26 protein-coding genes are annotated in these 24,124 nt (G+C 57.5%); 17 read left to right on the top strand and 9 right to left on the bottom strand.

The features are described from left to right. Nucleotides 1-78: 78 nt before the first annotated feature. The 4 genes from OSH09_RS08710 (at nucleotide 79) to OSH09_RS08695 (ending at nucleotide 3,527) form a co-directional block, all read left to right on the top strand. Nucleotides 79-579 carry a PTS sugar transporter subunit IIA gene (locus tag OSH09_RS08710; RefSeq protein ID WP_162496918.1) on the top strand — a complete coding sequence of 167 codons (501 nt, stop codon included), beginning with the start codon at nucleotides 79-81 and terminating at the stop codon, nucleotides 577-579. Continuing rightward, nucleotides 551-1,477, top strand: a complete 927-nt coding sequence (hprK, locus tag OSH09_RS08705) for an HPr(Ser) kinase/phosphatase (RefSeq protein WP_207872308.1) — start codon at nucleotides 551-553, stop codon at nucleotides 1,475-1,477. The genes OSH09_RS08710 and hprK overlap by 29 nt, the downstream gene beginning before the upstream one ends. 98 nt (nucleotides 1,478-1,575) lie before the next feature. Beyond that, nucleotides 1,576-2,451 (top strand): RNase adapter RapZ, encoded by an 876-nt coding sequence (rapZ, locus tag OSH09_RS08700; RefSeq protein ID WP_266120755.1) that lies wholly within the window; start codon nucleotides 1,576-1,578, stop codon nucleotides 2,449-2,451. Then, a complete protein-coding gene (locus OSH09_RS08695; protein WP_207872309.1) occupies nucleotides 2,448-3,527 on the top strand; it encodes a septal ring lytic transglycosylase RlpA family protein in 1,080 nt (359 codons plus the stop codon). The genes rapZ and OSH09_RS08695 overlap by 4 nt, the downstream gene beginning before the upstream one ends. Here the strand turns inward: OSH09_RS08695 and rsmI are convergent. Then, the gene (gene rsmI / locus OSH09_RS08690; RefSeq protein WP_266120754.1) at nucleotides 3,524-4,462 is read right to left on the bottom strand and encodes a 16S rRNA (cytidine(1402)-2'-O)-methyltransferase; all 939 of its coding nucleotides are present in this window, start codon (nucleotides 4,460-4,462) and stop codon (nucleotides 3,524-3,526) included. The genes OSH09_RS08695 and rsmI overlap by 4 nt on opposite strands. Before the next feature lie 34 nt (nucleotides 4,463-4,496). On the opposite strand from rsmI, the gene OSH09_RS08685 reads away from it, so the two are divergent. The 6 genes from OSH09_RS08685 (at nucleotide 4,497) to OSH09_RS08660 (ending at nucleotide 8,624) form a co-directional block, all read left to right on the top strand. Continuing rightward, nucleotides 4,497-4,955: a YraN family protein gene (locus tag OSH09_RS08685; RefSeq protein ID WP_266120753.1), complete on the top strand. Its 459-nt coding sequence runs from the start codon at nucleotides 4,497-4,499 to the stop codon at nucleotides 4,953-4,955. Between the two features lie 190 nt (nucleotides 4,956-5,145). Next, a complete protein-coding gene (locus tag OSH09_RS08680; protein ID WP_009458645.1) occupies nucleotides 5,146-5,739 on the top strand; it encodes a phosphoheptose isomerase in 594 nt (197 codons plus the stop codon). Further along, on the top strand, nucleotides 5,736-6,419 hold the full coding sequence (locus OSH09_RS08675; protein WP_266120752.1) for a BON domain-containing protein: 684 nt from the start codon (nucleotides 5,736-5,738) through the stop codon (nucleotides 6,417-6,419). The genes OSH09_RS08680 and OSH09_RS08675 overlap by 4 nt, the downstream gene beginning before the upstream one ends. Further along, complete coding sequence (locus tag OSH09_RS08670; protein WP_266120751.1) at nucleotides 6,416-6,916, top strand: peroxiredoxin family protein; 501 nt, start codon at nucleotides 6,416-6,418, stop codon at nucleotides 6,914-6,916. Before OSH09_RS08675 ends, OSH09_RS08670 begins: the two co-directional genes overlap by 4 nt. Before the next feature lie 76 nt (nucleotides 6,917-6,992). Further along, nucleotides 6,993-7,889, top strand: a complete 897-nt coding sequence (gene argB / locus OSH09_RS08665; RefSeq protein ID WP_207872314.1) for an acetylglutamate kinase — start codon at nucleotides 6,993-6,995, stop codon at nucleotides 7,887-7,889. Between the two features lie 3 nt (nucleotides 7,890-7,892). After that, nucleotides 7,893-8,624: a pyrimidine 5'-nucleotidase gene (locus OSH09_RS08660; protein ID WP_222668913.1), complete on the top strand. Its 732-nt coding sequence runs from the start codon at nucleotides 7,893-7,895 to the stop codon at nucleotides 8,622-8,624. Here OSH09_RS08660 and OSH09_RS08655 read toward each other — a convergent pair whose 3' ends face one another. Beyond that, complete coding sequence (locus tag OSH09_RS08655) at nucleotides 8,625-10,079, bottom strand: aldehyde dehydrogenase family protein (RefSeq protein WP_266120750.1); 1,455 nt, start codon at nucleotides 10,077-10,079, stop codon at nucleotides 8,625-8,627. It abuts the gene before it with no gap. A gap of 196 nt (nucleotides 10,080-10,275) precedes the next feature. On the opposite strand from OSH09_RS08655, the gene OSH09_RS08650 reads away from it, so the two are divergent. Continuing rightward, a complete protein-coding gene (locus OSH09_RS08650) occupies nucleotides 10,276-11,205 on the top strand; it encodes an AraC family transcriptional regulator (RefSeq protein ID WP_266120749.1) in 930 nt (309 codons plus the stop codon). Between the two features lie 19 nt (nucleotides 11,206-11,224). Here OSH09_RS08650 and OSH09_RS08645 read toward each other — a convergent pair whose 3' ends face one another. The 4 genes from OSH09_RS08645 to gpmA form a co-directional block, all read right to left on the bottom strand. Further along, on the bottom strand, nucleotides 11,225-11,998 hold the full coding sequence (locus tag OSH09_RS08645; protein ID WP_207872318.1) for a HesA/MoeB/ThiF family protein: 774 nt from the start codon (nucleotides 11,996-11,998) through the stop codon (nucleotides 11,225-11,227). A gap of 15 nt (nucleotides 11,999-12,013) precedes the next feature. Continuing rightward, the gene (locus OSH09_RS08640) at nucleotides 12,014-13,525 is read right to left on the bottom strand and encodes a S41 family peptidase (protein ID WP_207872319.1); all 1,512 of its coding nucleotides are present in this window, start codon (nucleotides 13,523-13,525) and stop codon (nucleotides 12,014-12,016) included. A gap of 176 nt (nucleotides 13,526-13,701) precedes the next feature. Then, nucleotides 13,702-15,270: a murein hydrolase activator EnvC family protein gene (locus OSH09_RS08635; protein WP_266120748.1), complete on the bottom strand. Its 1,569-nt coding sequence runs from the start codon at nucleotides 15,268-15,270 to the stop codon at nucleotides 13,702-13,704. A 3-nt stretch (nucleotides 15,271-15,273) separates the two neighbouring features. After that, a complete protein-coding gene (gpmA, locus tag OSH09_RS08630; protein WP_207872321.1) occupies nucleotides 15,274-16,020 on the bottom strand; it encodes a 2,3-diphosphoglycerate-dependent phosphoglycerate mutase in 747 nt (248 codons plus the stop codon). A 161-nt stretch (nucleotides 16,021-16,181) separates the two neighbouring features. Between gpmA and OSH09_RS08625 the strand changes: the two genes are divergently transcribed. The 5 genes from OSH09_RS08625 to OSH09_RS08605 all read left to right on the top strand — a co-directional run bounded on the left by OSH09_RS08625 (nucleotide 16,182) and on the right by OSH09_RS08605 (nucleotide 19,473). After that, entirely contained in the window at nucleotides 16,182-16,529 is a 348-nt protein-coding gene (locus OSH09_RS08625; RefSeq protein WP_266120747.1) for a rhodanese-like domain-containing protein, read from the top strand. 22 nt (nucleotides 16,530-16,551) lie between these two features. Beyond that, on the top strand, nucleotides 16,552-16,809 hold the full coding sequence (grxC, locus tag OSH09_RS08620; protein ID WP_009458616.1) for a glutaredoxin 3: 258 nt from the start codon (nucleotides 16,552-16,554) through the stop codon (nucleotides 16,807-16,809). Between the two features lie 39 nt (nucleotides 16,810-16,848). Next, on the top strand, nucleotides 16,849-17,343 hold the full coding sequence (secB, locus tag OSH09_RS08615) for a protein-export chaperone SecB (RefSeq protein ID WP_207872323.1): 495 nt from the start codon (nucleotides 16,849-16,851) through the stop codon (nucleotides 17,341-17,343). Then, nucleotides 17,343-18,395 (top strand): NAD(P)H-dependent glycerol-3-phosphate dehydrogenase, encoded by a 1,053-nt coding sequence (locus OSH09_RS08610; protein WP_376912161.1) that lies wholly within the window; start codon nucleotides 17,343-17,345, stop codon nucleotides 18,393-18,395. Before secB ends, OSH09_RS08610 begins: the two co-directional genes overlap by 1 nt. Before the next feature lie 79 nt (nucleotides 18,396-18,474). Next, nucleotides 18,475-19,473, top strand: coding sequence for a Bug family tripartite tricarboxylate transporter substrate binding protein (locus tag OSH09_RS08605; protein WP_207872324.1), 999 nt, complete (start codon nucleotides 18,475-18,477; stop codon nucleotides 19,471-19,473). Nucleotides 19,474-19,760: 287 nt separating this feature from the next. On the opposite strand, the gene OSH09_RS08600 is transcribed toward OSH09_RS08605, so the two are convergent. Together OSH09_RS08600 and OSH09_RS08595 are read right to left on the bottom strand one after the other, a co-directional pair. Next, nucleotides 19,761-20,231, bottom strand: coding sequence for a tRNA (cytidine(34)-2'-O)-methyltransferase (locus OSH09_RS08600; protein WP_266120746.1), 471 nt, complete (start codon nucleotides 20,229-20,231; stop codon nucleotides 19,761-19,763). A gap of 66 nt (nucleotides 20,232-20,297) precedes the next feature. Continuing rightward, on the bottom strand, nucleotides 20,298-21,047 hold the full coding sequence (locus OSH09_RS08595) for a ComF family protein (RefSeq protein WP_266120745.1): 750 nt from the start codon (nucleotides 21,045-21,047) through the stop codon (nucleotides 20,298-20,300). An 81-nt stretch (nucleotides 21,048-21,128) separates the two neighbouring features. Here OSH09_RS08595 and OSH09_RS08590 point away from each other — a divergent pair, with 81 nt between their 5' ends. Then, nucleotides 21,129-22,043 carry a methyltransferase domain-containing protein gene (locus OSH09_RS08590; RefSeq protein ID WP_207872326.1) on the top strand — a complete coding sequence of 305 codons (915 nt, stop codon included), beginning with the start codon at nucleotides 21,129-21,131 and terminating at the stop codon, nucleotides 22,041-22,043. A gap of 9 nt (nucleotides 22,044-22,052) precedes the next feature. Here OSH09_RS08590 and OSH09_RS08585 read toward each other — a convergent pair whose 3' ends face one another. Beyond that, nucleotides 22,053-24,074 carry a TonB-dependent receptor domain-containing protein gene (locus OSH09_RS08585; protein ID WP_266120959.1) on the bottom strand — a complete coding sequence of 674 codons (2,022 nt, stop codon included), beginning with the start codon at nucleotides 24,072-24,074 and terminating at the stop codon, nucleotides 22,053-22,055. Between the last annotated feature and the right edge of the window lie 50 nt (nucleotides 24,075-24,124).

Below are 24,124 nucleotides of genomic sequence, written 5' to 3'. Positions count from 1 at the left end.
TCTGGGCACAGTGTCCGCCTGTTGTTAGCCATCCAAAAAATGTTTAGCTAAAAAACATTCCCCCCTATAATGGCCGTCATGAATCTCTTGTCGCGTATATTGCCTTTGTCCAACGTGGTTCTGGATCTTGCTGTTACCAGCAAGAAGCGCGCTTTTGAACAAGCCGGACTGATTTTCGAGAACCATCACGGCATTGCCCGGACAGCCGTTTTCCACAGCCTGATCGCTCGCGAGCGTCTGGGCTCCACTGCCCTTGGTCACGACGTTGCCGTCCCGCACGGCCGTATCAAGGACTTGAAGGAGCCTTGTGCCGTCTTCATGCGTCTGGCCGAGCCAGTGCGTTTTGATGCCAGCGACGGTCGGACTGCCAGCCTGCTGTTCTTTTTGCTGGTTCCCGAGACCGCTACCCAAATCCACCTGGACCTGCTGGCCGAGATCGCCCGTTTGATGGCCGATCAGGACATCCGCCAGGCGCTGGCCCAGGAAACGGACCCTGTTCAAATTCACCAGATCCTGACCCAGACCCCTGATCTCAACGCGGAACATCCCGATGCTGACAGTTCAAGAACTGGTCAATGATAATAATGACAAGCTTGAGGTAAGCTGGGCAGCCGGAAAACACGCTGCCCAACGTCCCATACCCGATCTTGGCGCCTCCGCCGCGGACCTGGTGGGTCACTTGAACCTGATCCACCCCGCTCGCATTCAGGTTTTCGGCCCTGAAGAGCTCTCCTTCTACAATCGCTTTGACGTCAAACGTCGCCTGCATCATCTGGACGACCTCCGGCAAGGCGGTGTTCCTGCCCTGTTTGTGGCCAACGACGCCGTTGCACCCGATGACCTGATCCAGTTTTGCGAAGAACAAGGGGTGCCGCTGCTCTACACCCCTATCGATGCGGCCCAGCTTATTGATCTGCTGCGCATTTACCTGGGCAAACGGCTGGCTCCCAAAACCACCATGCACGGTGTGTTCATGGACGTGCTGGGTCTGGGAGTACTGATTACAGGCGAATCCGGCCTGGGTAAAAGCGAATTGGCGCTGGAACTGATTTCCCGTGGCCACGGACTGGTGGCTGACGATGCGGTTGAACTGTCACGCACCGCCCCCAATATGATTGACGGCCAATGCCCGCCTTTGCTGCAGAATCTGCTGGAAGTACGCGGGCTGGGGCTGCTGGACATTCGCACCATTTTCGGCGAAACCTCTGTTCGCCGTAGAATGAAGCTTAAATTAATTGTGCACCTGGTTCGTTCCAACCCCGACAGCTTTGAGCGTTTGCCCACCCAGGATCAGACCCAGGAAGTGCTGGGCGTGGACATCAAACGCGTCATGCTTCAAGTGGCAGCAGGCCGAAATCTGGCTGTGCTAGTGGAAGCGGCCGTGCGCAACACGATTCTCGCCTTCCGCGGCATTGATACCATGGGCGACTTCATCGAGCGCCAGGCATTGGCTATCATGAACAGCCGCGATGACTAGGCACCTAAGGGTCTGTTAGCATTAAACGGCCCTGACGGCTTTGCCCTGTTTCACCTAACCGCCGCCCGCTGGGCAGCGACACGGAGCCCTTTGCTACGATGCTGAAAGTTGTATTGATTACCGGCATATCCGGTTCGGGAAAATCAGTTGCCTTGCGCCTGCTGGAAGATACCGGCTACCTGTGCATTGACAACCTGCCACCCCGATTTCTGGCCGAATTTGTCGAACGCTCTGCCGAACAAGGGCTGGAGCGGCTAGCCGTGGCCATTGACGTGCGCGGCGCCGGTGATCTGGACATCCTGCCCGGTGTGATCAGCAAACTGAATGAAGAAGGCTACGCCCTGCGCGTGCTGTTTTTGAACGCCAGCGATCACACCCTGATGCAGCGTTACTCGGAATCACGCCGCCGTCACCCGCTGACTGACCGTTTGCGCCAGGATGGCCGCTCGCCATCCCTGGAAGAATGTATTGCCGTTGAGCGAGAAATGACGGCCCCCTTGCGTGAGCTGGGCCACATTATCGACACCACCGACCTGACCCCGGGCCAATTGCGCGCCTGGATTCGGGATCTGGTACAGGCGGATCGCGCCAGCGTCGTGCTGACTTTCGAGTCCTTTGCCTACAAACGTGGCGTGCCCGGCGATGCCGATCTGATGTTCGACGTGCGCTGCCTACCCAACCCCCACTACGACCCGGAGCTACGCCCCATGACAGGCCGTGACGAACCAGTTGCCAAATGGCTGGCCCAGTTCGGCTCTGTGGAAACCATGGTGGATGATATTGCAGGCTTTGTACGCCGCTGGTTGCCTTTGTATATGCAGGACACCCGCAACTACCTGACGGTTGCCATCGGCTGCACCGGAGGTCAGCACCGTTCTGTGTACGTTACCGAACAACTGGCACTGCGTTTTGCCGACTACGCCCCCTTGCTAGTGCGACATCGCAATCAACCGCCCATCAATCCCGTCCCATGAGCCTGTCCACTTTACGCAAACTAGGCGCCACCCTCAGCATCCTGGCCTTACTGGCCGGGTGCGCATCCAGCCCCAAGGGCGCCAAATCCAAAGCCAAACCGGGAGCCACCGTCTCGGCACCTCGCGGAGGAGGCTATTACAAAGACGATGGCCCAGACGCCCGAATCCCGGCGAACCTTCAGGCCACCCCCGACGCTACACCTCGAATAGAACCCATCGCCCGCAGTAATACCCGCCCCTATACCGTGCTCGGCAAAAGCTTTGTTCCCCATACCTCTCACAAAGCCTTTTCCCAGACCGGCACAGCTTCCTGGTACGGACGCAAATTCCACGGCAAAAAAACCGCCAACGGCGAAACCTACGATATGTACGCCATGACGGCGGCACATCCCACCCTGCCCATCCCCAGCTACGCCCGCGTCACCCGCCCCAAAACCGGCAAGTCCGTGATAGTGCGCATTAACGACCGTGGTCCATTCCATAGCTCCCGCATCATCGACTTGTCCTACGTTGCAGCCGCCAAGCTGGACTTGATTGCACCGGGCAGTGGCACCGTTGTGGTGGAGTCGATTACTCAGGAAGAAATACGCACGGGCAGCTTTGGCCGTGGCGAAGTCGAAGTGGTCGAAGCAGCACCACCTCCCCCTGTCGCCCCCCAACCCAGCCTGACCATGACTGAAAAGCTGGAGCCCACGCCGGATGCGCTGGCCGTCCTGCCAGGAGATGATCTGACTGTAGAATTGGACGACTCCCCAAGCTGGAGCAGCGATGCCAATGATCAGCAGTTAATTGTGCAATCTTCGAGCACAAGCCCCAGCAAACCTCAGGCCCCATCAGGTCAAAATCGGGTTTATCTCCAGTTTGGCGCATTCTCCGCAAGAGAAAATGCGGCCGCACTGGCGCAGCAGTTGAACCGTCAGATTTCGCAGGTGGAGTACCGGGACGCCCAGGTTCAGATGCACAACGATTTGTACCGCGTGCAAATTGGCCCGTACCAGAACCGGACCGAAGCCATTAATGCGGCCTATCGGATACAGCAGAAAACCGGACTTAGCCCCTCAGTGGCGGTGCGTTAATCTTTAGGCGAATTCGCCAAGCCCCAGGCATACAAGACATCACGCGGTATGCCGCTGGCTTGGCTGGCAATTCGGGCGGCATCACGCAGTGAAACCTGCTCCAACAAAGCCTTCATCCAGCGTTCCGTATTGGCATCCAGGGCGGGGGCATCCTCGTCCACCTCTTGCACCGCAGCGTGCAAAATTAAAACAAACTCCCCCTGCTCACGGTGGCTATCCTCATCCAGCCAGGCCAAGGCCTGCCCCAGTGGCAAAGTATGAATCTGCTCGAAACGCTTGCTCAGCTCGCGAGCAAAGGTCAGTTCTCGCTCTGGGCCGCACACTTCTTCCATATCGCGCAAAGCAGCACGCAGGCGGTGCGGGGACTCAAACATCAACACCGGCATGCCCAGACTGGACCAATGCTGCAGCCACTTGCGACGCGCAACCGTTTTAGGTGGCATGAAACCGGCGAAAGCAAAGGCGGGATTCTCGTCACTCGTTGCACCGCTACCCATCAAGGCGGTAATAACCGCAGAGGCGCCGGGCAAAGGCACAACCTGAAAACCTGCGTCCCGCACTGCCCGCACCACGCGCGCGCCTGGGTCGCTCACCGCCGGAGCACCCGCGTCTGACACCAGGGCCACCCGTTGCCCTTGCTCAAGGCGCTCAATAATCGCCTGAGCCGCCTGGGCTTCGTTATGACGATGTGCCGCCATCAAAGGGGTTTGAATGCCCCAGGCCTGCAAAAAAGGACGAGTCGCCCGCGTATCCTCTGCCGCAATAATGTCGCAGCATTCCAGCGCCTGCCAGCCGCGCAGGCTAAGGTCTCCCATATTGCCGATAGGCGTGGCCACTACGTACAGACAAGACTGCGGCCAGACCTGACCTTGCACCTTGTCCATCATGCTTTGCCAGACCCCGGCATTCCCTGTTCGGTTTTCGATATCGCTCATGCTCGATCCTGCTTATTCATCATCGTGTATCCCTATGAATCCCTTTGAATACGCTCGCCAGGCACAAAACAAGCGACTGCGGCAGCGTCAGCGCATTCGCCCTCAGACCAGAGAAGACCGACCACAGCGCTCCCCCAGTCAACGAAGGGGCGATCAGGCCGAACAGCGTGCCTGCGATCATGTCACCGCCCAAGGTGCTCGCGTTCTGGCGCGGCAATTGGGTGCTCGTTTCGGGGAAATTGACCTGGTCCTGTGGCATCAGAGTCATCTTGTCTTTCTGGAGGTACGCCAGCGCAGTCACACAGGCTACGGAGGAGCGCTTGCCAGTGTAAACCGGGACAAGCAACGGCGCTTGATTCTGAGCGCCCAGCAGTGGCTGCCCACACTGAGCCAGCGCTACTTCCATGGCAAGCTGCCCGCCTGCCGGTTTGATGTCATCGCTATCGAAGGCGACACCCTGAACTGGGTGCAAAATGCCTTCGATCAGCCCTGAGCACACCTGAGCACACAGCGCCATGCACTGATTTCCCAGGCAGGACATTCATGCCCATCCTGAAAAAACCCAGACAAAACGCCGCATTTTGGCTTTGATACAGCATCTGGTTTCAATACCGTGGCGTTTTTTTCAACATGACACGATCTGCCTGCCCCACAGGGAAATTCTCCGTGCGATAATGCGCGCTATGGACCTTATCGCCTTAATGACTTCGCATTTCGACGATTCCGTCGATACCCTCAAAGCCAGCACACGCGAACTGGCCGAACCTTTGGCCGCCGCTGTCGAGCTGTTGTTTGCCACCTTGGCCAACGACGGCAAGATTCTGGCTTGCGGAAACGGCGGATCAGCAGCCGACGCCCAGCACTTTATTGCAGAGCTGGTGGGCCGTTTTGAGCGCGACCGTTTACCCCTGGCTGGCATCGCCTTGAATACCGACACCTCCATCATGACGGCGGTGGGTAATGATTATGGCTTTGACAGCATCTTTGAACGCCAGGTCAGCGCCTTGGGCCAGACTGGCGACATTCTGGTGGCCATCTCCACCAGCGGCAATTCGCCAAACGTCATCCGTGCCATTGAGGCCGCTCGCGAACGCGATATGGTCATCATTGCCCTGACCGGCAAAGGCGGCGGACAAATTGCCGACCTGCTCTCGGACACCGACATCCATCTGTGCGTACCGCACGATCGAACCATGCGTATTCAGGAAGTACACATCGTTCTGTTGCATGCCATGTGCGATGGCATTGATGCGCTGCTGCTCGGAGATCCACTATGAAACACCGTTTGATTCTGGCCGCCCTGCTGGCCAGCACCACTCTGACCGGTTGCGGTCTGCTGGTTGTTGGCGGCGCGGCTGCCACCACCGCCGTTGTCGCTACCGACCGCCGCACGACGGGCGAGCAGGTCGAGGACAAAACCATTGTCATGAAGGCCGGTGCTGAAACACGCCGTCTGCTGGAAAACAAGGAAGGCCGCATCAACTCCACCTCGTACGCCGGAGTTGTCCTGCTGACAGGCGATGTGCCTACCCAGGCTGATAAAGAAGAAGCCGCCCGTCTGGTTTCCAAAGTTGACAAGGTGAATCGCGTGGTCAACGAGCTACGCGTGGGCGAACCTACCGCGCTGGGCGTACGCTCGAACGACTCCTGGATTACCACCCGCGTCAGCACCGCCCTGCTCAACGCCAAAGAAGTACCTAGCCGCACTATTTCCACGACCACAGAGCGTGGCGTGGTCTACCTGCTGGGCCGTGTGACCCACCAGGAAGGCGAACGTGCTGCCATTGCTGCCTCCAGCGTGCCGGGCGTGAACAAAGTCGCCAAGCTCTTTGAGTATGTCAGCGCTGAAAGCCTGGCACAGCCTTTGAGCAGCAACAAGCAGGATGCCCCCAACACCGCCGCCCCAGCCGCTGAACCGGCCGCCGCCGCCTCTGTAGAAGTTATGCCCGTCCAATGAAAAAAGTAGTCATCATTGCTCTTGTTGTTGCTGTCGCCGTCGGTCTGGGTGTCTGGACCATGTCCGGCAGCTCCAAATCCAGCGCGCCTGATGTGGCCTTCACCGACCTGAACGGCAAGCACTTTGAAACCAAAGACTTGCAAGGCAAGGTCGTCCTGGTGAAATTCTGGGCCACGGACTGCACCACCTGCGTCGCACAGATGCCCGACAACATTAAAAACTTCAATGCCTTGTCCGGCAAGGGCTTTGATATTGTGGCCGTTGCCATGAAGCACGACCCGATCAACTACGTGCGCAACTTCACCCAATCCCGCCAACTGCCGTTCACGGTTGTCCATGACGACAAGGGCGAAATCGCCAAGGCCTTTGGGGATGTCCGTTTGACACCCACCGCCTTTTTACTCAACAAACAGGGCAACATCATCAAGCGTTACCTGGGCAACTACGACAAGCAGGAATTTATCGCTACCGTCGAAAAAGCCCTGGCTAGCAGCTAAAAAACTGTTTCTGCCCCCAGCCACATAACCCCGGGTACCAGCAGTGGACCCGGGTTTTCTTCAAGTGAGCGCATCAATGAGCACCACAGATCCGCAGAATTACCCCGCAACCGTCAAAGCAGAAGTGTTGTCCGAGGCCCTGCCTTATATTCGTCGCTTCCACGGCAAGACCGTTGTCATCAAATACGGCGGCAATGCCATGACCGAAGAGGCTTTGCAGCGCAGCTTTGCCCATGACGTCGTCTTGCTCAAGCTGGTTGGCCTGAACCCCGTTGTGGTGCACGGTGGCGGCCCCCAGATCAATGACGCCCTCAAGCGTATTGGCAAAGAAGGCACATTCATCCAGGGCATGCGTGTGACGGATGCTGAAACCATGGAAGTGGTGGAATGGGTGCTGGGCGGGCAAGTGCAGCAAGACATTGTCATGATGATCAATGAAGCAGGCGGCAAGGCCGTGGGTCTGACCGGAAAAGACGGTGGCATGATTCGTGTCACCAAGAAAATGCTGCCTGATGCCGAACACCCTGGCGAACTGCTGGATATCGGCTTTGTGGGCGATATTGAAAGCATCCAGCCTGAAGTGGTCAAAGCTCTGCAAGACGATCAGTTCATTCCCGTTATTTCCTCTATCGGTTACGGTGAGGACGGCCAGGCCTACAACATCAATGCGGACGTGGTGGCTGGCAAGATGGCGGAAGTGCTGAGCGCTGAAAAGCTGGTCATGCTGACCAACACGCCCGGCGTGCTGGACAAGGCTGGCCAACTGCTGCGCCGCCTGTCGGCCCAGACCATTGACGAGCTGTTTGCCGACGGCACGATCTCCGGCGGCATGCTGCCCAAGATCTCCTCGGCCCTGGATGCAGCCCGCAACGGTGTCAATTCCGTGCATGTGATCGACGGCCGTGTCCCCCACTGCCTGCTGCTGGAAATCCTGACTGATCGTGGTGTTGGCACCATGATCAGCTCTCACTAATCCGTGCGCGCCCCTATCCGTGCCCATCCCTGGGCACGGCCTTTGTCGGCCTGCCAGCCAGATGAAACCATCTGGCTGTTTGATCTGGATAACACCCTGCACAATGCCTCCAAAGGCATTTTTCAAGCCATTGATGGGCGTATGCGCATCGGCGTGGCTGAAACGCTGGGGGTGGATATGGATGAGGCCGACCGGCTGCGTCTGGAGTACTGGAAGCGTTACGGCGCCACCATGATTGGCCTGCAGCGCCATCACGGCGCAGACCCGGCGACTTTCCTGAAACACGCGCACGACTTTGATGTGCCTACTCTGCTCAGTTCCGAGCGTGGCCTGGCATCCCAGTTACGTCGTCTGCCCGGCTACAAGCTATTGCTGACCAATGCGCCGCTGGACTACGCACATCGCGTGCTGAAAGCCCTGAATCTGCTGCCTGTCTTTGACGGCCTGTGGGCGATTGAGCATATGCAGCTTCAGGGACGCTACCGCCCCAAGCCGTCCCAAGCGCTGATGAAACAAGCCCTGGCGGTGCTCAAATCCCAGGCACGTGACATCGTGCTGGTGGAAGATACGCTGCGCAATCTGAAAAGTGCCCGCCAGCTAGGGATGCAAACCATCCATATCTATAACGCGGGCACTCCGTTCAGCGCTTTGTATCATGGACGCGGCCCGTATGTAGACCAGCGCATCAACCGCATTGCACAACTGGTCAAAAACTGGCCACGCCCCCAGGGCTGATTAGAACGCCAACTGGCGTTCTCCTTGCTGGATGGTGACCCATTTCAGCTCAGTCATGTCGGCAATGGAATAACGGCCGTTTTCCTTGCCGTAGCCACTGTCCTTGAAGCCACCGAAAGGCGCGTTCGGATCATCATCAAAAGAGTTGTCATTGATGTGAACTGAACCTGCCTCGATACGCTCGGCAAAATCCATCGCTTTTTGCAGATCATTGGTCAGAATCGCGGAAGACAAACCGTAGGATGTGTCATTGGCCATTTCCAGTGCGTGCTCGTAGTCACGCGCCTTGTAGATGGCAGCGACCGGGCCAAAGGTTTCCTCGTGGTACAGATGCATATCCGGGGTGACATCGCACAAGGCTGTAGGCTGAACCACATTGCCCTCACGACCACCACCTGCCAACAAGGTTGCCCCCTTGGACACGGCATCTTCAATATGGGCCTGCACAAAATCAGCCTGTTCGGAACTGATCAAGGGACCGACAGCCGTTTGTGGCAAAGCAGGGTCCCCTGTGGGGATACGGGCTACCTGTTTGGCGAAAGCCTCGCAGAAGGCCTCGTAAATCCCCTGTTCCACAATAATGCGCGAATTGGCCATGCACACCTGGCCCTGGTTGAAGTAGATCCCGAACGCAGCAGAACGCACGGCGTAATCCAGCGTGGCATCATCCAGCACCACCACGGGGCTTTTACCGCCCAGCTCCAGCACAATCCGCTTCTGATGGCGACCCGCCAGATCAGCCAGAATCCGACCCACACGAGCCGAGCCTGTAAAAGTCACCAATTTGACGCGTGGATCGGAGAACAGGGTATCGCCCAAGGCTTCGTCCGTTGTCAGCAGAACGGTCAGCACGCCTGCAGGCAGACCGGCTTCTTCCAGAATCTCGGCAAACATCAGGGCGGCCATCGGAGTATGAGGCGAAGGCTTCAGAATGAAGCTGTTACCAGCAGCCAGAGCGGGAGCCAGCTTCTTGCCATTCAGCAGCAAAGGAGCGTTAAAAGGGCCAATCCCGGCGACCACGCCCAAAGGACGGCGAATGCTCATGGAAATACGGCCAGGCAGATCCGAAGGCATGGTTTCACCGCGAATATCACGAGTCTGACCGGCGGCTATGCGGAAGGTGCTTACGATGTAATCGCACTCGAACATGGCCTTGCCAAAGACGTTACCGCCCTCTTCCACCAGCACTCGCACGATATCGTCACGGCGGCGCTCCACAATATCGGCCGCACGGCACAGGATGGCCTCGCGCTCACGCGCCAGCATCTTGCCCCAGGTACGCTGCGCACGCTCTGCACTGGCCAGCGCTTCTTCAATATCCTGCTTGGTCGCCAGAAACACACGTGCCAGTGGTTTGCCGGTGTAAGGATTGACCAGATCTTTATGCTGCTGACCCTCTGATTTCCAGGCCTGGCCGTTGATATAGGGGTAGATCTGCTTTAGCTGTTCTGTCATGACTGCTCCTTTCCTGTATTGTCTCCAGGTGCGCTGTGGGCACCCTTCATGGTTAAACCCGATAGCCACCGAGGTGTGCCGTGGCCCACCATGCAGTACTGTCTTAGATACTATTCTTGAGCCTATTGCCTCTCTGTGTCGTGGACTGGGGCGCAGCCCAATCTGGACAATGACGCAGAAGACGGAAATAAACCGCATGAGCACGAACTACCACTGGGATACACAGACTTCGCCCCCCGGACAGGGAGCCAAGCTCTGGACACAAGCCATTTCACAGTCCTTTCAGCATGTGCAGACGCAGTGCTACGGGCAGAACTTCCATGGCACCCTGCGCTCCCAACGCCTTGGAGAGGTAGCGATTAATCGGCTGACGGCGCAGCCCTATCGAGTCAGCACGGGCAGGCCGCAAACGGATCAACCCTGGTTGTTTTTGAATGTGCATCAGCAAGGCCACTGCCGCCTGATTCAGAACGGGCGCGAACAATGGCTGCCCGCGGGCAGCTTGAGCCTGAATGTGGGCACCAGCCCCTTCACGCTGGATTTTGTGGACGAAGTCATCATGACCACGTTGCGGCTGCCGCTGGACGGGCTATTGCCGTATACGGGCCCCTTGAATGATGTAGTCGCCCAGCCCTTGAACCCGGGAGCCAGCCTGCACTTGCTGGAGCATTATCTGCAAGGCCTGCTGCTGTCAGCCGATGGCTTACGGGCCAATCAGCATGACCAGGCTTGGCGCTGCCTGCGCGATTTGCTGGCCATGAGTATCAACGAGCGACGCACGACGCCGCTGGCACCGACCACAGCGCGTTACGAAGATGCGCTGGGCTATCTCTCTGACCGTTTGGGTGATCCCGCTTTGACTATTGCGGCCCTGTCCGAATACCTGGGTATGGCACCACGCACTGTCCAGGAACTATTCAAAACGCAGGGCACGACGTTTACCGCCCAGTTGATGCATTTACGCCTGGAAGCGGCGGCACAATTGCTGCGCCAGACACCGTCCAACACGGTAGCGCAAGTGGCGTATTCAGTGGGATTTTCGGATCTGTCCTACTTTCATCGCCAGTTCCGGCGACGCTTCGGAATCACACCAGGCCATTTTTACGGACATGGCCTGGAGTCTTGATCAACACATCAGGAAAGTATCAGGCGTGGTCGGCATGCTCTGCCGAGCCTGCACTACATACCGGGCAAGCCGGGTCTTTGCGGAAACGCACGGTATGCCAGTTCATATTGAAAGCATCCACGCTCAACAAACGGCCCACCAGAGGCTCTCCGAAGCCGCCTAACAGCTTCAAGGCCTCTACTGCCTGTGCACTCCCCACCATACCCAATAAAGGCGATAGAACGCCTGTGGTGGCACAACGCAATTCCTCGACATCATCGGCTTCCGGGAACAGGCAGTGATAACAAGGGGCATCAGGCTGTCGCAAGTCGTAGGTGCTGACCTGGCCGGAGAACCGGATAGCGGCACCTGACACCAAGGGTTTACGCAGTGCCACGCAGGCACGGTTAATCGCATGGCGGGTTGCGAAGTTATCGCAGCAATCCAGCACCAGATCCACTTGCTGAACCCAATGCATCAAACCCGCTTCGTCCAGACGTTGAACGACAGGCGTCACCTTCACTTCGGGATTAAGTTGCTCGATATGCAGCTTGGCGGACTCGACCTTGTCCCAGCCCAGGCGGTCGGTGGTGTGAGCAATCTGGCGTTGCAGATTGCTCAATTCCACTTGGTCATCATCAACCAGAATGATGGAGCCCACACCCGAGGCCGCCAGATAAGCCACCACGGGGGAACCCAGCCCCCCCGCGCCTACCACCAGAATGCGGGAGGCCAGAATCCGCTCTTGCGCTTCTACCCCGAACTCATCGAGCAGAATATGCCGCGCATAGCGCAGTAATTGCTGATCTTCCACGTCAAAAACCCATCTTTACGGTTTTACCGGTTCGAGACCCTTGGGGGTGATTCGGAACCGTTCAACGCTGGGTTGCTGATTCAAGGGACTTTTTTTTTCCGGCGAATCGGACTCTACTTCCTTTTCGCGCTTGGCAGCCGCTTCCTTGGCGGCAGCAACTTTGGCAGGATCATTCTTGATGACCGTACGGCCAGCCAAATGATTCAGCGCTTGCTGCAACTGGAAGTCGTCGTCACCACCGAACTCAAACATCTTGAACTCTGGGCTCATGCCCAGGTCAGGCTGTTCTTCTTCCGTGTTTTCATCGACCTTGCTGTTAACCAGGTGACGCTTCAAGTCCACTTCGCGCGGCAGGCGGAACAAATTACCTTGGGCCGTATCATCCACCACCACATCAGGCTGTACACCCGTTACCTGGATGGAAGTGCCGCTAGGCGTGTAGTACAGCGCCGTCGTCAGCTTCAGGCCCGAGTCTTCAGACAGAGGCACCACGCTTTGAACCGAGCCTTTACCAAAGGTGCGGTTGCCGATAATGGTGGCGCGTTTGTGATCCTGCAAGGCACCGGCCACAATTTCCGAAGCCGAGGCCGAACCCACGTTCACCAGCACCACGATAGGCACCGTCTTGAGCCAATCCAGCTTCTTCAAGACGTCAGCGTCCGTATCCAGTTCGCCCAGAACGGACTGCATGGATTTGACGTAGTACTCGCGGTTTGACGAAGGAATACGGCCTTTGGTCGATACCACCAAAGCACCGGAATCCAGGAAGGCAGAAGACACACCAATCGCGCTTTCCAGCAAGCCACCGGGGTCATTACGCAGGTCAATCACCAAGCCTTTCGGTGCGCCTGGGCCTTTATTCACCTCGGACAATTGCTTGACCAGATCCGCAGCAGTGCGCTCCTGGAACTGAGCAATACGCACGTAGGCCACATTGTCGTTCAGCATCTTGGAGCGCACGCTGCGCACCTTGATGACATCGCGCACCAAGTTGAATTCCAACGGCTTGTCACGGCCTGCACGGCGGATAGTCAGCTTGATAGACGTTTTAGGCTCGCCGCGCATTTGCTTGACGGCATCATTCAGGCTCAAATCCTTGGTCGGTTTGCCATTGATGTGCGTGATGATGTCGCCCGCCAGAATCCCGGCGCGCGCCGCAGGCGTATCTTCAATAGGCGAGATGACTTTGGGCATCCCGTCCTCGCTGCCGATTTCTATGCCCAGGCCACCGAAGCCACCTTGGGTCATGGCTTCCATTTCCTTGAAAGCGTCGGCATCCAGATAGGCGGAATGCGGATCCAGATCGGTAAACAGACCTTTGATCGCGTTATTGACCAAAGCCTGATCGGTCAGGGGCTCCACATATGTGTTCTTGATGGCAGCGAACACATTGGCGAACTGTTGCAGTTCGCGCAAAGGCAATGGCTCGCCGCGTTGAGCGACCGCAGTAATGCCCAGGCTGATCAAAATACCGCCCACAGCACCTGCTGCCACTAGTCCTATGCTGCCAATCCTTCGAGTGCTCATGCACATTCCCATTATTTTCAGATTCAAGACGGGGCCACCTCCCGGAGCTGACCCGACCATGCATTATAAGAGTAGCGTAAAGCGTCGACCAGCGTGAACTGGGCTGGAGTCGCTACCCGGCGCTACAAATGCGAGCAAACGTAAGTGCGGGGTTCTACACCTGGGGAAAAACGGAATCAGGAACCCAGCCAGACCTGCGGATTAATAGGCTTGCCCTGATGGCGCAGCTCGAAGTACAGACCCGGCTCAACCTGCCCACCGGTAGCCCCCACCCGAGCAACGGCATCCCCGCGCCCTACAATATCGCCAACCTGCTTAAGCGTGCTCTGGTTATAGGCATAAACGCTTAAGTAATCGCGGCCATGATCAATGATCAGCAAGTTTCCAAACCCGGTCATCCAGCTTGCAAAGACCACACGACCTGGAGCTACGGCACGCACCGTTGTCCCCGCTTGCGCACGCAACACAATGCCGCGCCAAATACCGCCGTCGGGGCGCTCGGCACCAAATTTGCCTTGCACCTCGCCCCGTACCGGGTAAGGCAAGCCACGTTTCAGACCAGCAAATCCACCTTCTGGTTCCAAGGCTGGCCCGGAAGCCTGATCCACAGGCTCTTCAACCACCTGCACCTCACGTACCTTCGGTGCTACCGGTTTACTGATCGGCTCACTTGGTTCCGACGAGGCTTCCAAGCTGTCTGACAGCAAGCGCTCGTTGGAAGTTGGCGGCGTATACGTGAGCGGAGGACGCGGAATGAGTGGCTCTGGCTGCTGCGGAGCGGCAGGCTCCGGCTTGCTGGGTGGCAAGGCCGGTGGCAAAGGTGGCTGTGTAGCACGTGCCCGCTCCAGCAATTCCCGCTCGCGTTCCAGGCGCGCCTGTTCACGGGCAGCCTGCTCTTGCTTGGCTTTACGCTGCAATTCTTGCTGACGGGCCAATTCAGCTTTGCGCGCTTCTTCAGCACGGCGTGCGGCTTCGCGTCGGCGTTGTTCTTCGGCGCGACGGGCCAGCTCGGCCTGTCGGGCAATTTCAGTTTCCAGACCGGAGATCAAATCCCCCAGTCGTTTGTCATTGCTTTGCAGGTTCGCAGCCTGACCGCGCTGTCGGTCCAGTTCAGCACTGATATCAGCCACCACCTTGCTTCGTTTTTCTTTTTGTTCTTCCAAGGCCACTTTTTGGGCGGCAGCGTCGGTGGCAAGCTGTTCCTGCTCTTTTTCACGCGCCGCGACCTGGGTCTGCAAACGGTCCAGCCGCTCGACAGTGCGGCGTACCTTATGAACCTGTTCGGTCTGCTGACGCGAGACATAGCCCAGATAATGCAGTTCACGGTTGATGGCGTTCGGGTCATCACCCGACAGCAAGGCGGACCATGGCGACACGCCATTGGCATATTGCGCCCGCAGTTGCTCGGCCAGCTCTTGCTGACGCTGCTCTTTGATGACTTGTTGTTCGCTGATCTGCTTGCCCAACGAACCCAACTGTTGGTGCAACTGCTCTTGCCGCTGCTCGATCTGAGCCAGCGTGCGATCTATATCGGAAATAGCCTGCTCGGATTCGCGCAAGGCATTGGCCGCATCCCGACGCGAGCTTTCGCTGGTATCAATGGTTTTACGCAGCGATTCAATTTTCTGGCGCAGCTCTGCCTGCTGCTTTTGGGCCTGGGCCTGGCGGGCGGCCAAGTCAGGATCAGCAGCCAGGGCCGGAAAGGTCCAGGCTGCCAGCAACAGGCAAACGCTGTAGCGCCACATTTTTTACTGCGCCTTGCCCTGATTGGCGACGGCTTGCATCTGGGCCTCAATCGCTGCCTGGTCACCCAGGTAGTAATGGCGGATAGGACGCAGGTTTTCGTCCAGCTCGTACACCAGAGGCTGGCCGGTAGGAATGTTCAGGTGAACGATATCCTCGTCAGAAATGCCATCCAGGTGCTTGATCAGTGCGCGCAGGCTGTTGCCGTGAGCAGTCACCAGCACACGACGGCCCGAACGAATCGCAGGAGCGATAGACTCGTCCCAGAAAGGAACCACGCGGGCCACGGTGTCTTGCAGACACTCGGTGCGAGGCAGTTGATCGTCCGGCACGCGGGCGTAGCGAGCATCAAAGCGTGGGTTGCGTGGATCGTCCACGGCGACAGGATCGGGAGCGATCGCGTAGGCACGACGCCAGACCAGGACCTGGTCTTCACCGTACTTTTGTGCGGTTTCGGCTTTATTTAAGCCTTGTAAAGCACCATAATGGCGTTCGTTCAGGCGCCAGCTCAAACCCACGGGGGTGTGCATGGCGTCCATCGAATCCAGGGCGATCCACAATGTACGGATAGCGCGCTTGAGGACCGAGGCGAAAGCCAGGTCGAACTCAAAACCGTTTTCTTTCAGCAAATCACCGGCTTGCTTTGCCTGTTGACGCCCGGTTTCGGTAAGATCGACATCGGTCCAGCCAGTAAACCGGTTCTCCAGGTTCCACTGGCTTTCGCCGTGCCGCATCAGTACAAGTTTATACATGGTAAAAACAGCCTCGAGGTTGAAAAATTGGCGCCACTCTATAATCGTGTGATCTTGCCCTTTTTTCTTGCTTTTCTTGGTAATCAACAGGATTTAACGTGGACTTCATCTTAAGTCAGAACAATCTTCTAATTTTAGCAATTGCGGTGCTTGCCGGCATTATGCTGTTAATACCCAGCTTTTTCAAAGGCCGTGCCGGGCGCGCAGTTTCAAGCGCTGAAGCGGTACAGATGGTAAACCAGAAAGACGCCATTTTGATTGATCTGCGCAGCGCCGATCAGTTCAAAGCCGGGGCAATTGCACAATCTCGCAACATTCCTGCTGCCGACCTTGACGCCAAGGCCAGCTCGCTGCCCAAAGACAAGCCTGTCATTCTGGTGTGTGACACCGGCCGCAGCGCCCCGCGCAGCGTGGCCGTTTTGCGCAAGCACGGCATCAACGAAGCCTACACACTGCAAGGCGGTATTCAGGGTTGGCTGCAATCGAGCCTGCCCGTCAAAAAATCGTAAGCTCCCCTTCTACGAGGCTCTCATGGCAAAAGTCACGATGTACTCCACAATGGTGTGCCCCTATTGTGTGCGCGCTGAAATGCTGCTCAAGCAACGCGGCGTAACTGAAATCAATAAAATCATGATTGATCGCGAACCCGAACAGCGCGCCCTCATGATGGAGCGCACCGGTCGGCGTACCGTTCCCCAAATCTACATTGGCGACACCCATGTAGGTGGCTACGATGATCTGGCCGCTTTGGACCGCGAAGGTGGCTTGCTGCCTCTGCTGGCCGCCTGATTTTTTTTCTAACAATTTTTTTATCCCATAGGATCACCCATGGCCGACCAGAACACCCCAGCCGCTGAACAAGAAGCTCAACAACCCAGCTTCAGCCTGCAGCGCACCTACATCAAAGACCTGTCCATCGAAATGCCCCACGCTCCCCAGATCTTTCTGGAGCAAGAGGCCCCTTCCGTGGAAGTGTCCATCAATGTGGGCGGCCAACGCCTGGCTGACACGGTCTACGAAAGCACCGTAACCGCCACTGTGACCACTCGCATTGGCGACAAGGTCATGTACCTGGTGGAAGCCACCCAGGCCGGTATTTTTGAAGCCGCCAACATCCCTGAAGAGCAACTTGAGCCTCTGCTGGGCATTGTGTGCCCCACCATGCTGTACCCCTACTTGCGTGCTGCCGTGGCTGATGCCATCAACCGCACATCCTTGCCTGCCTTGCACCTGACTGAAGTGAACTTCCAGTCTCTGTACGAGCAGCGCATGGCGCAGCAACAAGGTGCCGCACAAGCTGACGGCCAGCCTTTGCAGGCTTAATGATGTCAAACGCGCACACTCCCGTTCGTGTTGCAGTTCTGGGCGCTGGAAGCTGGGGCACGGCACTGGCCGCCCTGGCCAGCACCCAGGCTCCCACGATGGTCTGGGCGCGCAAAGCATCAACGGCGCAAGCCATCGGGCAGGATCATCGCAACCCTGCGTACTTGCCCGATGTCTTGCTGCCCGAATCGCTACAGGCCAGCGACAGCCTGCAGCAAGTCATGGATTTCGCCCTGGGCGACGACACCGGCCCTGCCCTGCTGATTCTGGGTGTACCTGTGCGTGGTCTGGCGCAAACCTGTCTGGACCTGGCGCAGCATTTGCCTGCGACCCGTCGTCATCCCGTCCTGCTGGTGTGGACCTGCAAAGGTTTTCATCAGGAAAGCGGTTTATTGCCCCACCAGATTGTGCGTGAAAGCCTGCCCGACCATCCCTGGTTAGGCCGTGCCGTGCTCTCTGGCCCCTCGTTCGCCCTGGAAGTCGCCAAAGGCCTGCCTGTTGCGCTGACTCTGGCTTGCGAGCCTGCTGATATGGCCGGCATTGCCCTGGAGGCTCTGCATGGCAAACAAGCCCGTCTTTACACCAGCACCGACATGATCGGTGTGGAAGTGGGCGGTGCTGTCAAAAACATTATGGCTATTGCCTGTGGCATTGCCGATGCACTGGGCCTGGGCCACAACGCCCGTGCCGCCCTGATTACCCGAGGCCTGGCTGAAATGCAGCGCCTGGGCGTCGCATTAGGTGGTCAGGCAGAAACCTTCTCTGGTCTGGCAGGTTTGGGTGATCTGGTGCTGACAGCCACGGGCGAATTGTCCCGCAACCGCCAAGTGGGCCTGGCGCTGGGTGCAGGCGAAAGCCTGGACAGCATCCTGGCCACCGGCATTACCGCCGAAGGTGTGCGCTGTGCCCGTTCGGTTCTGGAAATGGGCCGGGCGCACCAGATTGAACTACCGATTACCGCAGCGGTCTGCCAGATCCTGTTTGAACAACTGGCCCCGCGCGAAGCTGTCCACGCCTTGTTAACCCGCGAGGCCAAGCAGGAAGGCCACTAATACCTTCGTCTGCCCGATCTGGCACCTGACCCGCGCTGCCAGACCTGCGGTCAACCGTCTCTTACTCAGAATCAAAACAATGTCATTGCTTGCTCGTTCTCGTGATCTTCTGATCCGCTCCGTTCTGGGGCTGGCCTGCACCGGTTTGCTGGCGCACTCGGCTCAAGCCCAATCCAGTTGGCCCGAGCGTCCCATTCAAATGGTGGTGCCCTTCCCGGCAGGCTCCTCGCCTGACGCCTTGGCCCGTGCCATTTCCGAGCCTCTGTCCCAAGCTCTGGGCCAGACCGTCATTGTTGATAACCGTCCCGGTGCTGGTGGCAATATCGGCACCCGCTTTGTGGCACACGCCAAACCCGACGGCTACACCCTGCTGCTGACCATCAATGGCCCCATGGTGACTGCCCCTACCCTGTACAAGACTTCGCTGGGTTACGACCCGCTGAAGGACTTGCAGGCCATCTCCATGATTGGCACCAGCCCCAACGTACTGGTGGTACCGGCGAACTCGCCCGCCAACACCGTGGAAGAATTCATTGCCCTGGCCAAGTCTCGCCCCGGCGAATTGAACTACGGTTCGGTCGGCCCCGGCAGCTCGGCCCACCTGGCCATGGCCATGCTGGAGCACGCTGTCGATATCAAGCTGGAACAAATCCCTTACTCGGGCTTCCCGCAAATCCTGACCGCCATTATTGGTGGCGACATTGACGCGGCCTTTATGGTTCCCGGCATTGCCATGCCCCAGGTCGAAGCAGGCAAGGTTAAAGCCCTGGCGGTGACTTCCTTGCAGCCCAGCGAACTGCTTCCCGGCCTGAACACCATGGCCCAAGCTGGCCTGGAAAACTTCGAGGCAATTTCCTGGGACGCTTTCTTTGTGCCGCACAACACCTCGGATGATGTGGTCAAACGTCTGAACCAGGAAGTCACCACCATCCTGCAACGCGACGATATCAAGGCCAAGCTCAACGCTTTTTACTTCTCGGCCGAGCCATCAACGCCGCAAGAAATGACGGACAAGATCATTGCCGACAAAGCTCGTTGGGATGAGGTGATTGAACGATTGAACCTGTCGCTGGAATAAAACCAACAACTGGATTCCACAAAAACGGCCCTGCAAACTCTTCGTTTGTAGGGCCGTTTTCTTTGAGACTATCAACAGAAAATAAATACGTGTAAGTCAGCGTGTCCCGTAACAAGCTTCCGCTTCTTGAGTCTTGTTCCTGTGGTGTCAAAGCACAAAAAAGCTCTAACACAAGATTCTCCAGCCCTCATCACTTCAACAGAATTCGTCGTACACACTGCTAAATGACAAGTTTGACGTAGTGCCTCGATCCAAGACTCAAGCTTGCTACTTACCTCTGCCCGAGCTTAAACACCACCTTCGTAACCCGCTTGCCGCCAGGCATCAAACACACAAATCGCCACAGCGTTGGACAGATTCAAGCTGCGTTGCCCCGTCAACATGGGCAGGCGAATCCGCTGCTCGTTAGGAAACAGCGCAAGTTGCTCGACAGACAAACCGGCGGTTTCGCGGCCGAACACGAACACATCCCCTGGCTGAAAACTTTGCTCAGCCAGCAAATGGCTGCCACGTGTAGTCAGGGCAAACGCGCGATCAGGTGCAGAGCCCGTGGCCTGCAAGGCTTCTTCCAGGCTGTCATGTACCTTCACCTGCGCCCACTCGTGATAATCCAGCCCGGCGCGGCGCAGCTTGCTGTCTTCCAGCTCAAAGCCCAAGGGCCGCACCAAGTGCAGGACACAACCTGTATTGGCCGCCAGTCGAATGACGTTACCCGTATTGGGAGGGATCTCGGGCGAAACCAGGACGATATGAAACATGAAGAACCTAAAAAATGCAGAAAAAATGCAAAGAAAAGCCGCGCGTCAGCGGCGAAGTATACAAGGCTAGAGTGCCTTCAATTTCCAGGGCGCCCGGGCGGCAACCAGGGCATACACAGCACCCGCCCCCGCCCAACGGCAAGCCCGCGCCAAAGAGTCCAACGTGGCCCCTGTGGTCAGCACATCATCAACCAGCAGTACAGGCCGCCCTTCCAATGGTGCCAACACCTTAAAAGCTCCCCGCATAGCCTGTCTGCGCGCTTGACGTCCCAAGGACTTCTGGGCCTGATCATGCCGAGACTGCGACGCGACCAGATGCAAATGAGCTGACACCCCTAATAAGCGTGCCACACGCTTGGCCAGCACCGCTGCCGGATTAAAGCCTCTACGATGCAAGGCACGGCGCTGAGACGGCACTGGTATTACCCAGGTATCTGAATCCAGCGGAGGCCCCTGACAGCGCCATTGCTGCACCATCAGCTCAGCAAGTACTGCCGCCATTTCCAGCCGACGTGAAATTTTAAACGCATGGATCAACATATCGCCAGGATGTTCATAATCGAATCCTGTGACCGTGGCGTGCAAGCTTATCTGTCCCGCACCGCAATCCGGGCAAGCCAGTAAAGCCAGCGGCGGCAAGGCCAAGGCACAGCGCGGACAGCGCAAACCTTGAGCCGCTGCGCCCAGCGCGTCCCGACACAGAGCGCACAGCGAGCCAGTTTGCGAGCGCAGACCACACAGTACACAGGGTCGCGCCAGCAGAGGAATCCCTACAAGACGGTTGGGCGACTCGCGCCGGAACAGGGGATGCGCCATAATAGATCATTACCTTTCAGAGCCAGGCTGACCTGATCACAGCACACGCCACTGATCCAGGCCAGCAACGTCCGCGCAACTATGTCCCAGTTACCTTCTTTGCCAATCAACTCCGCCCACGTCGAGCAGCAGTTCAATCGCCGCGCTCCCCTGGATCACGCTCAGTTTCTTTATGGTGAAGTCGCACAGCGGATGTTGTCCCGACTGGCCCTGGTGCGTTTGCAGCCCACTCATATTCTGGATGCAGGTTGCGGTGCCAGCCACGCGCTGGAACCCTTGCGTTCCCGCTACCCGGACATGATTTACACCGGGCTGGATCGCAGTGAAAAACTGCTGGAAGTCGCCCGCGAGCGCTACCAGGCCAAGCCCAGTCTGTGGCAGAAACTGCGCAATCAACCCACCCCGGCAGCCAGTTGGGTTCATGCCGATATGGCCGAAAGCGGCTTGCCTGCCGAAAGCCAGGAACTGGTCTGGTCAAATATGGCCCTGCACTGGCACCCTGAGCCTCATCGGGTGCTGGCGGAATGGAACCGCTTGCTCAAACCCGAAACGCTGGTCATGTTCTCTTGTCTGGGCCCGGGCTCTTTGGCTGAACTGCGCAGCGCCATGGAGCAGGCCGATCTGGGCACCCAGACACTGGAATTCGTGGATATGCACGACTTTGGGGATTTGCTGCTGGAAAACGGCTTTGCAGACCCCGTCATGGACCAGGAAGTCGTGACCCTGACCTATCGTAGCGCTGAAAAACTGCTGGATGATTTGCGTCTGCTGGGTGGCAACCCGCATCCCCAACGCAAAGCCAGTCTCAGTACGCTGCCGTGGCGTCAACGCCTGCTCAATGCTTTGGAAAAACAGCGCCATATGGATGGCACTTTGCATCTGAGCCTGGAAATTGCCTACGGACACGCCTGGCGTGCCCGTAGTCGTCGCAGCACCCTGGGTGAGGTCAGCGTGCCTATTTCCACTATCAGCCGCCGCCCCAAGCCCCAGGAATAACACTCTCGCTTAGAAGCGGTATTCCCCCTGCAACCAGAAGCGTCGCCCATCTTCCGCGTAGGAGTAAGCGCCGTTTGTACCTGAATCACGACGACGGTCAGTCAGGTTATAGACGGCAGCACTCAAGCTCAGGTCTTTTCTGGCGCGCCAGCTTGCACCTAGATCAATGGTTGCAATCGTTCCCATGCTGTCGCTGACCGCACCACCCTGCCCCCAGGAAATATTGGTTTCACGACCACGTACATTCAGAGTCGAGAAAGCAGACACAGCTTCATTCGGCGTCCAATCCACCGTCAGGCTACCCATATTGCGAGGGGTCGCAACCAGGGGCTGACCTTCAGATTGTGGATACCCGAAGCCCAGAATAGTGGCGCTACCGTTACGCACCTTGGAGTCCGTGAAGGTATAGCTACCGCGCAATTTCCACTGATCGTTGAAGCGGTAGGCCAAACCCAGCTCCAGACCCTGCACACGCGCTTCAGTAATGTTGAAGTAGGTGCTGTACATGCTGTTGGTGTATGGGTCCGGTGGCACGGGACGGCCATCGGGGTAATACAACTGACGCGAACCCGTATTAGCAATCTTGTTCTTGTAGCGCGTGTGGAACAAGGTCGCATTGCCGCTCAGGGGCCCGCCGTCATCAAAGTACAAGCCCAGCTCTACGTTGGTGCTGGCTTCAGGTTCCAGATCCGGATTACCCCAGGTATAGGCACCACCACGCTGCGGCAAACCGATCTGCGGATTGCTTTGCATAATCGTGGGCGACTTGAAGCCTTTGGCAATCCCGCCTTTCAGCGTCCAAGCATCCGTGGCACTCCACACGCCATATAGGCGTGGAGTCCAGTGGCGACCATAGAACTCGTTATCATCCATACGCACACCTGCCGTCAGCGCAAAGGACGGGGACAGACTCCATTCATCTTCCAGGAACAAGGAGTACTCACGCACCGAGGTATCCACGCCTGCGCCATTCGGATTGGCGTAATAGCCATCGGCCTTCAGCTCGCTTTTACGCCACTGAAACCCGCCGACCAGCATGTGATCAGCCAGAGGCATAGTGAGCTTGCCATCAATCACGGTGTTGCGAATATCAGGGCGTGCGCTCTGGGTGGGGCCATCGCGGTAAGCCTGCTCCCGGTTGATGCTCAATTCGGTATCAAAAGCGTCCCAACGCCCTGTGTGCGCCAGTGTGTAGGTGTCGCGCACATATTCATTTTCATTTGCCTTGCCGGTCAATGCCAAGGACTTGCCAGGAGTAGTCCAGAAGTGCTGAGTCGTACGCCCCGCTTCAAACATGAATTCGTGATTGGCATTCGGGGTGGCCCACAAACGCACGGTGCCGTTTTGGCGTGTAGCACGCGCAAAACCATTCAGAACCTGATCTTCCTGACGCTGCTTGTGATAACCCCAGAATTGCAAACCCAGGCGACCAGGCACGATAGGGCCGGACAGATACAAATCAGCCGAGCCACTATTTCCTGCCGAGCCACTGTCTTGCAAGGTATAGCCACCCGTCACCGAACCGTGCCATTTATCAGCCACTTTGCGCGTGACGATATTGATCACCCCGCCCAAGGCCTCCGAGCCGTACAGCGTGGACATGGGGCCACGCACCACTTCGATACGCTCAATGGCTTCCAGCGGGGGAATCCAGTTCATATCCAGTGCTTCAGACACCCCGCCCTTCATGGTGATCTGGCGCATATCCTGACGACGGCCATCAATCAGAACCAGCACGTGCTCGGACTCCATGCCACGGATCGAGATAGCTCCTTTGTCGCCCCCCAAAACGCTGACGCCCGGCACCTGCCGCAAGGCATCGGCCAAGGACTCGAAGCGCTTGCCCTCCAGCTCCTCACGCGGGATGACCGTGATGGAAGCCGGTGCCGTCACCACTTCCTGCGCAAACCCCGAGGCAGTCACAGAGATAGTACTTAACTGCTCGACTTCATTACGTTCCTGCGCCCAGGCAGACATGCATGCCAGGGACAAGGCAGCCAAGGGCCAGCAAAGGCCCGTTTTCATTTTCATCACGGCTTCTTCCATTATTTATAATACGAACCAAACTCATTTCTATTTGC

The sequence above is a fragment of the Alcaligenes parafaecalis genome, assembly GCF_026344135.1.
Classification (GTDB): domain Bacteria; phylum Pseudomonadota; class Gammaproteobacteria; order Burkholderiales; family Burkholderiaceae_B; genus Alcaligenes; species Alcaligenes parafaecalis.
The sequence above is the reverse complement of the archived record's forward strand: the minus strand, read 5'-3'. Positions and strand labels throughout refer to the sequence as shown.

Excerpts from the sequence above, each read along its gene's own strand:
- OSH09_RS08585 (WP_266120959.1), bottom strand. The coding sequence starts at position 24,074 with ATGAAAATGAAAACGGGCCTTTGCTGGCCCTTGGCTGCCTTGTCCCTG.
- OSH09_RS08610 (WP_376912161.1), top strand. The coding sequence starts at position 17,343 with ATGATGTCAAACGCGCACACTCCCGTTCGTGTTGCAGTTCTGGGCGCT.
- OSH09_RS08605 (WP_207872324.1), top strand. The coding sequence starts at position 18,475 with ATGTCATTGCTTGCTCGTTCTCGTGATCTTCTGATCCGCTCCGTTCTG.
- rsmI (WP_266120754.1), bottom strand. The coding sequence starts at position 4,462 with ATGAGCGATATCGAAAACCGAACAGGGAATGCCGGGGTCTGGCAAAGC.
- OSH09_RS08680 (WP_009458645.1), top strand. The coding sequence starts at position 5,146 with ATGGACCTTATCGCCTTAATGACTTCGCATTTCGACGATTCCGTCGAT.
- argB (WP_207872314.1), top strand. The coding sequence starts at position 6,993 with ATGAGCACCACAGATCCGCAGAATTACCCCGCAACCGTCAAAGCAGAA.
- OSH09_RS08655 (WP_266120750.1), bottom strand. The coding sequence starts at position 10,079 with ATGACAGAACAGCTAAAGCAGATCTACCCCTATATCAACGGCCAGGCC.
- OSH09_RS08650 (WP_266120749.1), top strand. The coding sequence starts at position 10,276 with ATGAGCACGAACTACCACTGGGATACACAGACTTCGCCCCCCGGACAG.
- OSH09_RS08685 (WP_266120753.1), top strand. The coding sequence starts at position 4,497 with ATGAATCCCTTTGAATACGCTCGCCAGGCACAAAACAAGCGACTGCGG.
- OSH09_RS08695 (WP_207872309.1), top strand. The coding sequence starts at position 2,448 with ATGAGCCTGTCCACTTTACGCAAACTAGGCGCCACCCTCAGCATCCTG.
- rapZ (WP_266120755.1), top strand. The coding sequence starts at position 1,576 with ATGCTGAAAGTTGTATTGATTACCGGCATATCCGGTTCGGGAAAATCA.
- gpmA (WP_207872321.1), bottom strand. The coding sequence starts at position 16,020 with ATGTATAAACTTGTACTGATGCGGCACGGCGAAAGCCAGTGGAACCTG.
- hprK (WP_207872308.1), top strand. The coding sequence starts at position 551 with ATGCTGACAGTTCAAGAACTGGTCAATGATAATAATGACAAGCTTGAG.
- grxC (WP_009458616.1), top strand. The coding sequence starts at position 16,552 with ATGGCAAAAGTCACGATGTACTCCACAATGGTGTGCCCCTATTGTGTG.
- secB (WP_207872323.1), top strand. The coding sequence starts at position 16,849 with ATGGCCGACCAGAACACCCCAGCCGCTGAACAAGAAGCTCAACAACCC.
- OSH09_RS08600 (WP_266120746.1), bottom strand. The coding sequence starts at position 20,231 with ATGTTTCATATCGTCCTGGTTTCGCCCGAGATCCCTCCCAATACGGGT.
- OSH09_RS08590 (WP_207872326.1), top strand. The coding sequence starts at position 21,129 with ATGTCCCAGTTACCTTCTTTGCCAATCAACTCCGCCCACGTCGAGCAG.
- OSH09_RS08670 (WP_266120751.1), top strand. The coding sequence starts at position 6,416 with ATGAAAAAAGTAGTCATCATTGCTCTTGTTGTTGCTGTCGCCGTCGGT.
- OSH09_RS08595 (WP_266120745.1), bottom strand. The coding sequence starts at position 21,047 with ATGGCGCATCCCCTGTTCCGGCGCGAGTCGCCCAACCGTCTTGTAGGG.
- OSH09_RS08640 (WP_207872319.1), bottom strand. The coding sequence starts at position 13,525 with ATGAGCACTCGAAGGATTGGCAGCATAGGACTAGTGGCAGCAGGTGCT.
- OSH09_RS08710 (WP_162496918.1), top strand. The coding sequence starts at position 79 with ATGAATCTCTTGTCGCGTATATTGCCTTTGTCCAACGTGGTTCTGGAT.
- OSH09_RS08675 (WP_266120752.1), top strand. The coding sequence starts at position 5,736 with ATGAAACACCGTTTGATTCTGGCCGCCCTGCTGGCCAGCACCACTCTG.
- OSH09_RS08625 (WP_266120747.1), top strand. The coding sequence starts at position 16,182 with ATGCTGTTAATACCCAGCTTTTTCAAAGGCCGTGCCGGGCGCGCAGTT.
- OSH09_RS08635 (WP_266120748.1), bottom strand. The coding sequence starts at position 15,270 with ATGTGGCGCTACAGCGTTTGCCTGTTGCTGGCAGCCTGGACCTTTCCG.